General features: G+C 40.2%; 13 protein-coding genes and 3 pseudogenes. 8 read left to right on the forward strand and 8 right to left on the reverse strand.

All coding sequences use genetic code 11. From position 1 onward, the window contains the following. Positions 1-151: 151 nt before the first annotated feature. The 7 genes from panD to loaP all read left to right on the forward strand — a co-directional run bounded on the left by panD (position 152) and on the right by loaP (position 6,573). Positions 152-538, forward strand: coding sequence for an aspartate 1-decarboxylase (panD, locus tag BW961_RS15500; protein ID WP_068579291.1), 387 nt, complete (start codon positions 152-154; stop codon positions 536-538). An 81-nt stretch (positions 539-619) separates the two neighbouring features. After that, the gene (locus BW961_RS15505; RefSeq protein WP_068579746.1) at positions 620-1,744 is read left to right on the forward strand and encodes a Gfo/Idh/MocA family protein; all 1,125 of its coding nucleotides are present in this window, start codon (positions 620-622) and stop codon (positions 1,742-1,744) included. Next, complete coding sequence (locus tag BW961_RS15510) at positions 1,737-2,732, forward strand: ROK family protein (protein ID WP_068579294.1); 996 nt, start codon at positions 1,737-1,739, stop codon at positions 2,730-2,732. The genes BW961_RS15505 and BW961_RS15510 overlap by 8 nt, the downstream gene beginning before the upstream one ends. Continuing rightward, entirely contained in the window at positions 2,716-3,222 is a 507-nt protein-coding gene (locus tag BW961_RS15515; RefSeq protein WP_244555971.1) for a type II 3-dehydroquinate dehydratase, read from the forward strand. The genes BW961_RS15510 and BW961_RS15515 overlap by 17 nt, the downstream gene beginning before the upstream one ends. Before the next feature lie 56 nt (positions 3,223-3,278). Next, positions 3,279-4,493, forward strand: a complete 1,215-nt coding sequence (locus BW961_RS15520; protein WP_068579297.1) for a DegT/DnrJ/EryC1/StrS family aminotransferase — start codon at positions 3,279-3,281, stop codon at positions 4,491-4,493. A gap of 36 nt (positions 4,494-4,529) precedes the next feature. Next, complete coding sequence (locus BW961_RS15525; protein ID WP_068579300.1) at positions 4,530-5,156, forward strand: HAD family hydrolase; 627 nt, start codon at positions 4,530-4,532, stop codon at positions 5,154-5,156. Between the two features lie 583 nt (positions 5,157-5,739). Continuing rightward, positions 5,740-6,573 (forward strand): antiterminator LoaP, encoded by an 834-nt coding sequence (gene loaP, locus BW961_RS15530; RefSeq protein WP_068579304.1) that lies wholly within the window; start codon positions 5,740-5,742, stop codon positions 6,571-6,573. Between the two features lie 2,031 nt (positions 6,574-8,604). Here the strand turns inward: loaP and BW961_RS15535 are convergent. Continuing rightward, complete coding sequence (locus BW961_RS15535) at positions 8,605-8,829, reverse strand: hypothetical protein (protein ID WP_068579307.1); 225 nt, start codon at positions 8,827-8,829, stop codon at positions 8,605-8,607. Positions 8,830-9,377: 548 nt separating this feature from the next. Here BW961_RS15535 and BW961_RS15540 point away from each other — a divergent pair. After that, positions 9,378-10,373, forward strand: coding sequence for a hypothetical protein (locus tag BW961_RS15540; protein ID WP_068579310.1), 996 nt, complete (start codon positions 9,378-9,380; stop codon positions 10,371-10,373). A 156-nt stretch (positions 10,374-10,529) separates the two neighbouring features. On the opposite strand, the gene BW961_RS29930 is transcribed toward BW961_RS15540, so the two are convergent. The 7 genes and pseudogenes from BW961_RS29930 to istA form a co-directional block, all read right to left on the reverse strand. Continuing rightward, positions 10,530-10,982, reverse strand: coding sequence for a DDE-type integrase/transposase/recombinase (locus BW961_RS29930; RefSeq protein WP_139331659.1), 453 nt, complete (start codon positions 10,980-10,982; stop codon positions 10,530-10,532). Then, positions 10,897-11,175 (reverse strand): IS3 family transposase, encoded by a 279-nt coding sequence (locus BW961_RS31950; RefSeq protein WP_326110800.1) that lies wholly within the window; start codon positions 11,173-11,175, stop codon positions 10,897-10,899. Before BW961_RS31950 ends, BW961_RS29930 begins: the two co-directional genes overlap by 86 nt. A 470-nt stretch (positions 11,176-11,645) precedes the next feature. After that, positions 11,646-12,337: pseudogene (locus BW961_RS31240) on the reverse strand (IS3 family transposase); the annotation flags it as partial. Between the two features lie 24 nt (positions 12,338-12,361). Further along, positions 12,362-12,814: pseudogene (locus BW961_RS15555) on the reverse strand (transposase); the annotation flags it as partial. Between the two features lie 52 nt (positions 12,815-12,866). Beyond that, a pseudogene (istB, locus tag BW961_RS15560) lies at positions 12,867-13,615 on the reverse strand (IS21-like element helper ATPase IstB). Continuing rightward, positions 13,612-13,932 (reverse strand): Mu transposase domain-containing protein, encoded by a 321-nt coding sequence (locus BW961_RS31245; protein WP_244555972.1) that lies wholly within the window; start codon positions 13,930-13,932, stop codon positions 13,612-13,614. Before BW961_RS31245 ends, istB begins: the two are co-directional and overlap by 4 nt. 228 nt (positions 13,933-14,160) lie before the next feature. Further along, positions 14,161-14,856 carry an IS21 family transposase gene (gene istA / locus BW961_RS31250; protein ID WP_244555973.1) on the reverse strand — a complete coding sequence of 232 codons (696 nt, stop codon included), beginning with the start codon at positions 14,854-14,856 and terminating at the stop codon, positions 14,161-14,163. Between the last annotated feature and the right edge of the window lie 6 nt (positions 14,857-14,862).

Below are 14,862 nucleotides of genomic sequence, written 5' to 3' on the forward strand. Positions count from 1 at the left end.
TAACTTTGTCGTATATATATAATTATGAGACAATTTTCCTTAATAGGCATTAAAATGAGTCAATAAAGTCGAATGAAATACTAAACTTGCTTTAGTCAAAAAAATGAAATAATTACCATCATATAAATCTACTACTCGAGGAGAAGTAAATATGTTTATCACTTTAATGAAATCCAAAATCCATCGTGTAAAGGTGACTGAAGCAAATCTAGATTACGTAGGGAGTATATCTATCGATGAGGATCTATTGGATGCAGCAGGTATTATGATTAATGAACAAGTGCATGTTGTTAACCTTAATAATGGAAGCAGGCTGGAAACGTATGCGATACCTGCCGAAAGAGGCAGTGGAATGATTTGTTTGAACGGTGCAGCGTCAAGGCTTGTACAGCCAGGAGATTTAGTAATTATTATATCTTATGGCAGTCTCGAAAAAGCAGAAGCTAAAACGTTTAGACCTAAAGTTGTTTTTGTAGATGATTGCAATAAAATAATTAAATTGGATAACGTAGAGGTTCATGGACAAAAAGTGTTGTAAAGCCAAAGGCCGATGTTAATCTTGAAAACGATACCAACGATGAGGTGCTCCTGCTGAAAGCGGAGAATAATGGGTGAAGAAATGAAGAGTCAGAGGTTAAATATAGGAATAATTGGATGCGGGTGGATTGCTGAGTATGCTCACATCCCCGCGTTTAAACAGATCAGTGACGTTAAGATCAGTTCAGTATTCGACATAGATATTGGACGGGCTGCTAGGCTTGCGAAAGCACACGATATTCAAGGTATATATAGCAGTTTAAACGATTTTTTGGACTCTGGCATCGATGCGGTTATCGTTGCTACCCCTAATCATTCACATGCGCAATATACTATGGAATCACTTAGACGTGGGCTTCATGTTATTTGCGAGAAACCAGTTGCTATAAGAGCTGGTGATGTTAAGCAGATAATCGAAATTGCAGAACAAAATCAACTTGTATATTTTCCTGCATTTGTAAACCGATTCAGATATGACGTCTTAAAAATGCGGGAATTTATACAATCTAACCGAATTGGAGAAATCATTCATGTAGAAGCAGGTTGGTTAAGAAGATCAGGTATTCCTCGACCTGGCACTTGGTTTACCAACAAAGCTTTATCCGGCGGCGGCGTGTTGATCGACCTTGGTTCCCATATGGTAGATATTTGTTTGATGTTATTTGGAGACAAGCAGCCCTTAAGCCAAAACTTGGACACGGTGATGCAGGAAAGTAAAGCTGATCCTTTAGATGCAGGCTGGTTTAAAGGTGAGTATTCGGTTGGTTTGCCGATGGATGTTGAAGTTACAGCAATTTCCGAAATAGGATTTTCTGGAAGTAGCAAACTAAACTTGAAACTAAGCTGGGCTGCTGATATTAACGGAGATTGTACATATTTTATAGTGAAGGGTACCAAGGGAAACATTAAACTAAAAACTCTATTTGGGTTTAGCAATGATAAATTGTGGAACGAGGATAGTCTGATTGTCGAAGACAGTGCAGGTGTGGAAGTGATCACGTTAGATAACAGTATTAATAACGCTATGGAAGCCTTTCACGCTATGGGGCAGTTTTTTGCAGATACCATTAGAGGAGGCGCCACTAGATACCTTACAGGAAGCGATGGTCTGAGAACAGTTGAACTGATTGAAAAGCTATATTCGAACGAAAACAGAATCGATCGGGAAACTGCCATTAATGACTTGGAGGGGCTGCGGTTTGAATAGCTTTTTTATAGGAGTGGATGTAGGTGGGACATATGTACGGATAGTTTCCTACGATGAGTCGACGAATGGCATCGGGGATATGCATAAAGCGCTATTCAAAAAATTTAACGACCCCAGCAAGGAAGTTCACGAAAACCTATGTGTATTAATGGATTCGGTCATTAAGGAAAAATCGCTGGAGAATAAAGAGTTGAGAGGAATAGGTCTGTCTCTGGCGGCACTATTCGACCGGCGAAGCGGAGCAATTGTTACATGGCCGAATAATAGGGCATGGAATGGTTTTCCTTTAAGAAGCTACCTGATGGAAAGATATAATGTGCCTGTGTTATTTGAGGATGACGCTAATTCTGCCGCGCTTGGAGAACATTTGGCCGGAGCTGGAAAAGGATATAGCGATTTAGCTTATGTAACAATCAGTACAGGAGTAGGCTGCGGACTAATTCTTAACAATTCTTTGCATATCGGCTCCAATGGATGGGCTGGGGAAATTGGACATATACGAGTTATAGAGGATGGCCCTGATTGTAAATGTGGAATGAACGGATGTCTCCAATCATTAGTTTCAGGACCTATATTACTACAAAAATTTGTTGATTTGAAGATGCTTGAGCGATCAACGGCAGTATCGGAACTTGACTTAAAGGATGTTGTAAGCCTAGCAGCCAACGGAGATGCTGTTGCTCGAGATATTTTTAAGCAAGCGGGTGTACATTTGGGGAAGATGATCGGCAGTATGATTATGCTGCTTGATATTTCTCTGATCGTACTTGGCGGGGGCGTTACAGGTGCCGGGGATATATTGCTGGAGCCGTTAAACGATACGCTGAAGGGCTACCTTAAATATGTCCAAAGGGATATGAAGGTGATAGAAGCACGGTTGGGGGACAATAGCGGAGCAATTGGAGCTCTGAACCTCATATACAAGCAATTAAACGACGGCAACTCAATTGAAGTATTTTATCCAAAGGGAAGTGAATCGAATAGATAATCGTTCTTTGTTACTGGGAAAAAGTTTAGATGAAAATAAGTCTATTACTATTGCAGTAATCAATGGTCCGAACATTAATAAATTGGGTATTCGGGAACCAGGGTTTTATGGCATTGAGACATGGAATGATATTGAGCTGCGGTTAAAGAAGCTCGGTAACCAGCTTAGTATTAAGCTCGTCTTCTTTCAATCCAATCATGAAGGATATCTTGTTGATTTCATTCAGGACCATTTAAGCACAATCGATGGAATCGTAATAAACCCTGCTGCGTACACCAAGGCAGGATATGCAATATTGGACGCAATCACAGCTATTGATATTCCCTTTGTGGAGATCCATCTTTCCAATATTTACGAGAGAGGAGGTTGGCATTCGCAGTCCATATTCGCAGAAAAAGCGGTGGGACACATAGTAGGGTTTAAAGGATATGGATATGACCTTAGTTTGATAGCTATCCATAACGTTCTCAAGAACAAAGGAAAACAATAAATGTGAACGAATGATCGAATAAGCGAAAATATTACTTTAGCGGGAGGAAGAATGAAATGAACATGTTAGTAAAAGACGGGGGAACACCGTATAAAACAAAGCCTTTCCCAACATGGCCTTTTTCGGATGAGAGAGAACTTCAATTGGTTGAGGAAGTGGTTAAAAGCCGAAATTGGTGGCGAATGAGCGGGAATAAGGTCGTCGAATTTGAAGAAAAGTTCGCTAAGCTGCAGGACGCTGAGTACTGTCTTGGTGTTACAAATGGGACTCATGCTATTGAGCTTGCGTTGTATACGTTAGGAATAGGTATTGGAGATGAAGTTATTCTCCCGGCATTTACCTTTATTTCTACAGCAACAGCTGTTTTGTATTGCAATGCGACGCCTATTCTTGTTGATGTTGACCCTGAAACATTTTGTATGACGCCGGAAGCCTTTGAAAAGGCCATTACCCCTAAAACGAAGGCTGTTATACCCGTACATATGGCAGGGCATTCCTGTGACATGGATGCCATTTGTGAGATCGCACGAAAGCATGGGATAAAGGTTGTCGAAGATGCGGCGCATGCCCATGGTGCCGAGTACAAGGCGAAAAGAATGGGAAGCTTTGGTGATATGTCGATCTTTAGCTTTCAAAATGGAAAACTTATGACTTGTGGAGAAGGGGGCGCCCTTGTAACAAACAACAAGGAGCTATATGAGAAAGCTTATCTTATCCATGGTGTAGGAAGGCCCAAAGGAGATAGGGTTTACGCACACCTGGTGCTGGGATCTAATTACCGCATGAATGAGTTTCAGGCAGCCGTGCTCATCGCCCAGATGGAAAGACTTGAAAAAATGAATGAAAAGCGGCAAGTAAACGCTGCATTGCTGGACAAGCTCTTAGCTGATGTCCAGGGGATAACGCCACAGGGGAAGAATTCTCATGCAACTTTAAACCCGCATTACATGTATATGTTCTATTACAATTCAGAATATTTTGGCGGGCTGTCCCGGCAACAATTTGTTGAGCTGCTTATTATGGAGGGCGTGCCGTCCTTTGTAGCATATCCTGTTATATCGGAAACGATTTTTTTTAAAGAAAATAATTTTGCTGGTCGCATAAATGAATACCCACATCAGAATGAAGCGGATCTAACAAATGCGAAGAAAATCGCAGACAATGTCGTGTGGCTACCACATTTTACATTGCTAGGTGATGAAGAAGATATATTTGAGATTGCAGGTGCAATTAAAAAAATCCAAAACTTTTTTCCCGAAATATATAAATAGCTTATGAATGCATAATATATTGGAGTAGGTGATACCTTGGAAAAGGGGATAGTTTTCGATTTTGATGGTGTAATCATTGATTCATCTGAAATTCAAAGACAAGCATTCACGGAAAGTTATAATCTCATTGTAGGAGAGGGTACACCCTCTATCGATGAATTTTTAAGCCATAGCGGGGATTCGCTTGAAAATATATTTATTAAAATGAAGCTGCCGCTTGAGATGGTTGAACCTTATAAAAGAATCAGCCGTGAAAAAATTGGGGGAGTAAAAATCTACAATGGAATGAGTGATTTACTCAAACTATTGAAAAAGAATGGATATAAATGTGGTTTGTGCACAGGTAAAGATAGGCTGAGAACCTTAGAGCTTCTTGATAAATTGATGCTAAATGAATATTTTGATACCGTTGTATGCTCGGATGATGTGAAGAACCCCAAACCCCATCCGGATAGTCTAGTTCTTGCTATCAATAACCTAGGTGTTAGTTTTGACAGTGTAGTTATGGTCGGGGATGCCACGAACGATATTATTTGTGCTAAGTTGGCTGGCGTCAAGGTTGTTGCTGTTACTTGGGGAGATGTACCTAAGAATGTCCTTGAACAAGAGTCACCAGACTATATGGTCAATACCGTTGATGAGCTTTTGAATGTTATTGCCTAGGTCGTGAGATTGAACTCAGCGTTATGGCAACAATGTTTGGGGAGTCGCAATCATAACCGTCCAGCGTCTTGTAGAGCGGAAATCCGGCGCGGCTGAGTAGCCTCCATCTTGCAGAGCTGCACGGCGCTGGCTGATCACGAGCTTCTAGCAGAAGGCGGAAATCCCGCCGCAACCAGCTGGACAAGTCCTGCATCGTACGCAATGCCTCTCTCAGCTCAGCATGCTCGGGAAGGGCTTTGCGGTTCAGGCTGTTTAACCAGGCACCGGGGCTGTGCAGCAAGCGGACGACAAAACGCGGTTCTTTACCTGCAGAACTGCTTATATAAGGAAAGCTGGCTAAATTCCCCCTGACGATGATGGGTAAAATTGCACGATTTTTTTGATTTTGCTTGACGAAATCCACCTCAATGGAAAGAGCGCACTAAAGGTATTGGATCGCCTCCCCTCATGGGTATTTTGAAGTGCCTCATATTCGATTAGGAACTTGACTCTTGCAAAATCTTTGCCATGTATAATGCAGTAGAAGGCTGACGAGCAGTTCTCCATGTAATACTCTACTAAAATACACTAGGTGGATCTAATTATGAGATGGTATGGTATATTTGTTCAAAGTGGCAAAGAAGAAGAAGTTAAAATTAATATTTATCAACGACTTGGAACTTCGAAAGTATTATGCTGTGTACCTAAAAGAAAAATACCTGAGAAAAAGAATGGGATCATATGTGATGCGATAAAAACAATTTTTCCTGGATATGTTTTTATACAAACTGATATGGATAACGAGAAATATTACAAAATCAAGTCAATACCTGAAATTATAAAAATATTAAATTATCGAAATAAAAGAGACATCTCACGCGGTAACAATAGGTTTAACGAAGAAGGGAACTTTAAATATATTCCTGATATCGAGATGGAAAATATAATAAAGATTATTAATGAAAATGATATAGTGGAATATTCCAATATATTATTTCGAAATGACAAGGTATTAGTTATTTCTGGGCCTTTAAAAGGAATGGAAGGTAACATTCAAAGAATAGATAAGCACAAAAAACGAGCGAAATTATCCTTGGAATTTATGGGAAGCCAAAAGCTTATAGACATAGGTATTGAAATTATAAGGCCGACTTTTAAAATCGGCGGTGAGTTCGAAGAACTTGGAAGAGAAATGATGATGAATGAAACGAAAAAAAAAATCGAAGATATGATTATCGAGTTAATGGAACTGCCACAGAACACAATATTGAATCAATTCAAAAATATTGGCATTAACTCCCTAACTTTTATTCGTTTGATCGTAAATATAGAATCTGTTTTTGGTGTGGAGATACCTGATAACCTCTTAAATGTGGAAGCAATATCATGCGTGGATGACGTCGTAAGTTTTATTGAAGCCAATGCAGCCGTAAACTAACATTTAAGATTTTCACATGACTTCCTTCTTCATTTGTAGGCGAGGTCGTGTTATCAGGTAGCGTCAAGAAGTTTGTGTAAGGTACGATTATCCATCGGGACGATAGATAATAAAAAATAAGAATTAAATTTGGCTCAAAACCAAAACCAGTTCTTGACGAAATAATCCAAGGTTGAAGATGGAAAAACACATTTTCTGATCCTGTAATGTTGTAAGTCCGACCAAATAACAAAGGAATTAGCAGATGCAGACTAAGTGTATATCAATGAAATGCTCAACTTACTAGAACTAGAGATATGAGCGCAGATGAAATTCATATAGAAGAATCCGCAGCACTCGTAAAGGAAGTAATGAAACACTTACCGTACGGTACCTTTCAGTATTTGAGAAGATCGTATACCTCTTGGTTTCAACCATCCGCATGCAGTGTTCGCAGTGTATGTTGGTTTTGTTTGGGTATATGACTTTATTGGGCCTAAAAGACGATATAGCAAGCTCTTTTGAGCACGAGCAGCTGAACGAGCCATTGGCTCAACCACAGAATCTGAAAATGGATTACGCGAGATAAGTTGCCATTGTTGTAGAGACGTCCACGTTAAGTGAATTCGAGTTGTCTGAGCACTATCGAACGAAGGGGATGTTTGTAGAGCAAGTGGAAGCCTAGCGTAACGCTTGTATGCAAGCCAACGGAGGTGTTGCAGAGCAAGCAATAAATCTACAAAAATAACTGCGCAACAAATAAAGCGAGAATAAGAGCCTTACTCGTGAATTGAAACGAAAAGATGCGGGCATTAACTGAAACCGCAGCCCTACTGGTGTTGTGAAAAAAGGCTCGACAGATCGTGTGTCATGAAAAGGCAATTTGGGAAGTTGCCTTATGCTATCTAAAAGATGAGGGTAGGCCCCTCGAAATCTACTATACAGGTAGAGGTTTGAAATCACCTTAAGGTGCTGTTATCAAAAGCAATGGTATTGAGCGTTAAGAAAAAGGTGAAACTTAAGATTTCGTCAGATGTGAGTTATGGAGTTGAACGAAAATAAAACCACCGATGACGTTTCGATATGCTTCTGAAGCTATCAAAACGAATCGCAGTTTTGGAATAAATCTAGAATTAATCCTGTTTACTGTCTAGATGGTAGCTGGAATAAAGGTGGCAAGAACATAACTTGGGTTTTAGATAGAAAGTGAGAAACTACGATTTCGATGTAAAAGGAAAAGCCATAAGTAAAGAACTTACGAGGGCGAAAGTACCAATGCGAAATATAGGGGCGAAACAGTTTATACCTACGATGAAGCTTCTGTAATGGAAAGGGAGCGAAGGAACTGTATTATCCAGCTTATAAATTTGGTCAACCATTATTGGGAGGAACTAGATGGAAAAGGCAAAGTCATTTAACATTACTAAAAGAGAAGTGTAGGAAGGCGTACAAAGCAGTAAAAGCAAACAAAGGCTCGGTAGGCATAGACTACCGAGCCTTAGAAGAGTTCGACAAAAGTCTAAGAGACAACCTATATAAGATATGGAATAGGATGGCATCGGGTAGGTACTTAGGTACTTTCTGCAACCAGTAAAGGCAGTCGGAATTCCTAAGAAAAGTGGTGGAAGACGTGTTTTGGGTATTCTCAACATAGAGGATAGATTGCCCAAATGGTAGTGAGAAATTCGCTAGAGCCATATGTAGATTATTATTTTCTATCGGATTCCTAAGGATATCGCCGAAACAAGTCAGCACATGATGCCGTAGACATAACAAGGCAAAGATGCTGAAAATATAATTGGGTACTCGAATTCAATATCAAAGGACTTTTTGATAACTTCAGTCATTCACTTCTAATGAGGGCAGTTCATAAACACACCCATTATAAATGGGAAGTGTTATATAAGCTTGTGCGATGATGTCAAATAGGATCGCGTAAAACAACTCTGCAGTTACTTTAGTTCTGAAATGGTTCAGGCTACTATGAACAGTTACCTTTTGAATGTTTGAGATTACGCCAAGCCTAAATTTTCGGTTCTTTTATTTGCCGGACTAGTTCCGGAAACGAAGTAATTTCCGGATGGGTGAAGTATAAATAATGCATCCGCAGACTCTTGGATCAATGGGAGGACGACCGCCATCCTTGTATAGCGGAAGAATCTTCTCTAGCACGATGGAGTCATCCACATGATCGATATAATCTATGAGTTCAGGGTCAAAGCCGAGTGCGTTATAATAGTAATAGTGGTAGGGAAGCAATTTTAACTGTAACTCCATGAAAATGCACCTCGCATATTGGTATTTTTGGTCGGTGGGATACTTCCATTTTACCATTTGATGCATCAGTGCATTTTGGTTTTTATATATTTGTGAGCTTTTTGAACAGGCTCTAATAGAATTAAATTTACAGGGACGAAGTTGCGTAGTACAACTCGCATACCGTACGGACCTGCTCGTCAAATAAAGCGACAACAGTTTGGCAGCTTGGGCAGACGTAAGGCGCTTGGCCTTTACCGTCCGTTGATGAGCCTGGCGGATTCGTTCGAGAATCGGTAAATCAATCTCCCTATGTAGCTGGCGTTTGGCATTTGGGTGTTAAAATTATTCTTAGAGACGTTGCAGGCGAAGCCTGTCCCACAGATTGCTTTGTCCGACTAGAATGCCCATAGGCTATCAGGCTCAGGTCGCTGGAGATAATTGCAATACACTCGATTTTTTAAAGTAATGACGGGTAAACACGACCTTCATCGCCAGTTCCGATGGAATTGGGTTATAGAAGCAAAGTAGAAATTAAGCATAAAAATATTTTTCGAGGAGAAGATAATATGAAAAAGCTGCTACCCTTTTTAGTTCCTCCTATTAGGACATTCAACTATCTAGCTTGTGAATTAGGAATAACGTCAACCATTGAAGAGTCAATACCTTGGTATCAGATGAATTATTTACAATTATGTTGCCCTAAAACAGATTTAAACTTAGAAGACCATAAGCTAGTTTTTTCATTATTAAGAAACCCTTTTTTAAGCAGAACTTATCTTACAAAATCCTTTGTTGAAGATATTACTGATCCAATTCAGTTTATTATCGTTTCATTGAATCATGGATATTATGTGAATACATATATCAACGAATACTTCTTACCAAACCGGCAGGCTTATTATTCACAAAGCTTTTTACATGATATTCTAATAATAGGTTATGATGATGATGAAAAGATACTAAATGCAGTAGGTTATAACAGAGAAGGTCAATTTGTTCCTGAAAAGGTGTCTTATGATGATTTTCGCGATGGCTTTATATTTTGCTCTTCTATGAATAATACAGAGCAAAGAACATTCAGTTTAATAATTCCGAAAAAGGAAGATTTCCATTTTAATGTTTCATTTATATTAAATCAAATGGAAGATTTTTTGAATGGTACGAATGATGCACAGTTTAAATACTTTAATATTCCAATAAATGAACAAGATGCCTATGGAAAAGATGTGTATGAATATATATTATCCTACATTAAGGCGAACACAACTTTTTGGGACATAAGAGTTTTTCGTTTGTTACTTGAACACAAAGCGGCTTTATTAGAACGAATAAATTTTTTAGGAAAAATGGGATATATAAAAAATATAGATGAACTTATTATTAGTAGCGAAAAACTGGTAAATACAGCAAATATTTTATTTAATTGTACTCTAAAATTTAATATTGCTAATGCTTTTGGAACTTATGAAAAGGATAAATTGAGTGTACTCATTAAACAAATAGAACAACAAGAAGAGGATATTCTAAAAAACGTGATATTAAAGATCAAAGAAATAATATAAGAGGCCTTTTAAAAAGTACCAATGGGTCTGAATACGGCAATATGACTCAACAGTACAAACTTCAAATAAGAAGAAAACCCTTGAACGGGAAGGTGGTCTGGTCATACCCCTGTCAAGTAGACAGATGAAAAAAACTCAAATAACGCGTGCCGATACTCAATCGGCACGTGCTGTTTGAGTTTTTGCCTGAAACCGTTGATAGTTATAGAAGTAGATATAATCTTCAACGGCTTGATGTATCTCGACTTCTGACTTACACTGATGAAGATACAACTTCTCTGTTTTGAGATGCGAAAAGAAGGATTCGATGCATGCGTTATCTAGGCAGGTTGTTTTGCGAGGGTGGCTACCTTTGATGTTGAATGCTTCTAGTCGTGTGTAATACGCATGAGACGTATATTGGAAGCCTTGATCCGAATAGAGCACGGCTTCCAAGTCTCTTTTCTTTGTCCACTGATCGACCTTATCCAGCACGAGTTTGACATCATTACGATCGGATAATTGCCAAGCTACAATCTCATTATTAAACAAATCCTGAATTGCCGACAGGTAATAAAAGCGTGTACCATCGGAGATAAGTGATATCTGTGACCATCTTTTGTGTAGCATGAAAGTGACGCTTCAATCGGTTAGGATATACGACAGAAGGTGTATAACTCAATCGTTGTCGTTTCTTTCGAATCACAGATTGGATGGATAATTCTTTAATGAGACGAGATACTTTTTTATGGTTGACACGGTAGCCTTCTTCCCACAAAGCCGTCACCATACGAGGATATCCGAAATAAAGGATGAACGGAATGAATGTCCATCATGTATTTCATGATTTCGTGATCCCGAGTTTGTGTTACGGCCCGTCGTGACCGTGTAGCTCGCCACTTATAGTAACTGGCTCTAGGTACTCCTGAGATGGCTAGCAGGTGTGTGACTCCGTGTAGATCACGTAGTTGTTCAATCACTTGGTATTTTTCTCTGACTGAGGAAGCCTCCTTAGAGGGATCAGTGAGCTATAAGTTGTAGCAGAAAGCTTAGAAATAAGAAATTGCACACAATTAAAGGTATGGGTAAAGAAATGGCTAGACGGGGAGAAATTTGATGTTCGTAAGGGCCAATCAAATCCATTTAAAGGACGTGCCCGTACAGTATTTGACACCGTAGAGGAAGAATCGAGATTATCTGACAGTAAAGGTGGATAACTTAAAAAAGCGGTATCCAAATCTGGTAAAGGTGGTCATATCCCCGTCAAGTAGACAGCAAAAAAAAAGAAGTTATTCAAGAGGCGATCGCTTCCCGGTACTCAACCGGGGATAGGTCGCCGAGTTTTTTTTGGAACCGCTCGTGGTTGTAGTAATCGATGTATTCTTCAATTAATCGCTCTACTTCAGCAACATCTTTTGGCTTTGCTAGGTGTAATTTCTCAGTCTTCAGATGTGAGAAGAATGATTCGATGCAAGCATTATCAAAGCAGTTTCCTCGTCTAGAATGACTTTCCTTAAGTTGCTGATCAGCAAGCAGTTTCGCGTAAGCTCTTGTGGTGTACTGGAAGCCTTGGTCAGAGTGTAGTAAGGCTGTGGGTGCTTTTACCTGTTTTACTGTCTCCAGAACGAGCTGCAGATCATTCCGTTCTCCCAGTTTCCAAGCAATAATTTCGTTGTTGTAAAGATCAAGAATTGCAGATAAATACAGAAAGCCGTGTCCTACTCGGACAAAAGTAATATCCGTCACTAATTTAATTTATGTTGCCTCTGCTGTGAATTCACGGTTCAGCACATTTGGAAAGAGAACAGACGGCTTACGTTCAGCAAAGGGTCGTTTCTTTCGGATAACCGATTGAATGTCTAGCTCTCGCATCAGTCTGCGTACCTTCTTGTGGTTAACTACCAAACCCTCTTTACGCAAGGCCGTGCGCATACGGAAATAACCTAATGAGATCGCAACCGGTGTATAGCAAGAATATGTTCCTTTAACACGCCTGTTGATTAACTAAATTATGTAACCTCAATAAACCAAAAAAGGTTATATTTCTGAACAATATGTTGAATCCGCACCAGCCATTCAACCGGTAATCTACAAATAGCACGAGAGAATCGGGCAAAAGAAAGGGTTGCATGCCGAGGCAATGTTGGATTAGTGGCATCAAACAGCCACTTGAGCAGTACGTAAACCATCAAAGCTCCAAACAGTTGACCATACACGGCATTTTCGATGGTGCCAAACAATGTGGGGATGTTTAAATGCTGTTTAATCCAGCGGAAAAAGACCTCGATCTGCCAACGAGCTTTATACATCTTTGCGATTTGTTCCGCAGCCACCTGCATTAAATCCGTAACGACTCGAATCTCCCGGCCTTCAAAGTCCTGAAATATCACTACCCGATGGCGTTTTTCGGATCGACACTGATCCGTCCCTAGTTGACACGTGATATCCCGAAGAACTGGAGAATCGAAAATTCCCTAGATAGAGCTGAATTACATATCGTTATTCTCCATTAATTCATGCTTGAAAGAACCCAGCTTTTTTCTTTTCTTTAATTCTGTAGCTCTCCCCTTTATGTTTATGGTTACGGAGTGATGGAGGAGACGATCTAGGATTGCGGTAGCAAGTACCGTATCACCAAATATTTCACCCCAGGATCCAAACCACTTATTGGAGGTGAGAATAATCGAGCCTTTCTCATACCGTTCAGAGATTATCTGGAAGAAGAAGTGAGCGGCATCCATCTTTGGGTAACCAATCTCATCAATGATGAGCAGGTCTGCTTTGAGAAACATACGTACCTTTTGTTTCATCGTGTTCGTTTGATGGGCCTGTTGCAGGGTCTGAACGAGATCATGAGCGGTAATGAAGTAAACCGAATATCTCAGAGCAATCGCTTCTAAAGCTAGGGCTACGACAAGGTGGGTTTTGCCTACACCGGGTGGACCAAGAAAAACGAGGTTCTCCTGATGTTCGACAAACCTCATCGTGGCTAAATCTTTTATACGTCGTTCGTCAATAGTTGGCTGAAAAGAGAAGTCGAACTGAGCCAATGTCTTTTGGTACGGTAGCCTTGCTAGCTTAGTTCTTGTCTGCAAATTGCGGTGGTGTTTAGCCTCTAATTCCTCATGTAATAGCTTGTCTAAAAACGCGAGATACGATATATTTTCTTTAGCTGCTTCTTCTGCATGCTGATGGACAATTTCAGGTATTCTTCCCCATCCAAGCTGCTGAAAAGCTTCGTAAAGACGTTCGGTGAGGATCATTGCTTGATCACCTCCTCATCCGTCAACGCTTCATACACTGCTAATGAGCGTTCGACCACTTCGAGGGATACTGTTGCGACCAGTTTGGGCATGGGTTGGGGAACCGTTTTGCTACCTGCTGTTCGGATGCCTTCGAAGTGCTTTTTATTGGTAATGACTTGGTGTACAACGTTCGCCTTCTCATGTTTGGTGATGGGTGTGCCTTCTTGGTTAAAAATATGTAGTATGCCGTTTTTCTCATCCTGAACATGTACGTGATGGCCTACATAACCAAACGGAACGGAGTAGCGATTGCTCTGGTAAGACCAATGTGTCACTCGAAACCTTGCGAATATGGCGTTCTTCTGAATGAAAGGGAAAGGGATTGGCCGGATTCAACGCTTCATTTACTAGACGATTCGTAGGGACCTTATGAGTTGTTCCATGTATACGACAGTTTGCTACAGTATCTAACCATAGACGCACCTGTTGATTTAGATCGTGTAGTCCTGTATAAGACCGAACCCTTGGACAAAAAGTTCTTCCGTACATAACCAACGCCATTCTCAACTTTTCCTTTTGTCTGGGGGGCGATAGGGCTTGCAACGACGAAGAATGAATCCATGATGAGTTGCGAACTTTGCAAATCTCTCGTTCCATATGACCTCACCTTGCTCGTCTTGTCCAATGACAACGGTCTTCATATTGTCATACAAACAGGTTCTTGTCACTCCTCCAAAGTACGTCATAGCTCGTTCATGGCAGCCGATAAGCGTCTCTACTTTCTCATCTTCTGTATATTCCACATACAACGTACGCGAATAACCAAGTACCATAACAAACGCATATAACCGCTTTTGTGATTGATTCCAATCTACTCGAAAATGACCCCAGTCGACCTGTGCTTGCTCCCCAGGTTCGGTCTCAAATCGTTCAGTTGCCTTAGAAGAAATGATAGGATTCAGTGGTCTCATAAAGTAACGAAGGGTGGTTACGCTAGCGATGTATCCTTTTGTTTTAATCTCATCGTAAATGACTACTGCGTTTAGACAACCATCCTCCATACGCTGACCTACATAGGCTTTATATGCATCGAGCTTGCCAATTCGACGGTTTGAACGTTGATAACGGCGGGGTTCATTTTGCCCCAACAATTTTCGTATTGTCTTCGGATCTCTTCCTACTTCTTTAGCAATATACGTGATATACATTCCCTTTGCATGCATTTCCTTGATCACAAAGAACTCCCCATTCATGACCATATATTC

Source organism: Paenibacillus macquariensis (genome assembly GCF_900156375.1).
GTDB lineage: Bacteria > Bacillota > Bacilli > Paenibacillales > Paenibacillaceae > Paenibacillus_AQ > Paenibacillus_AQ macquariensis.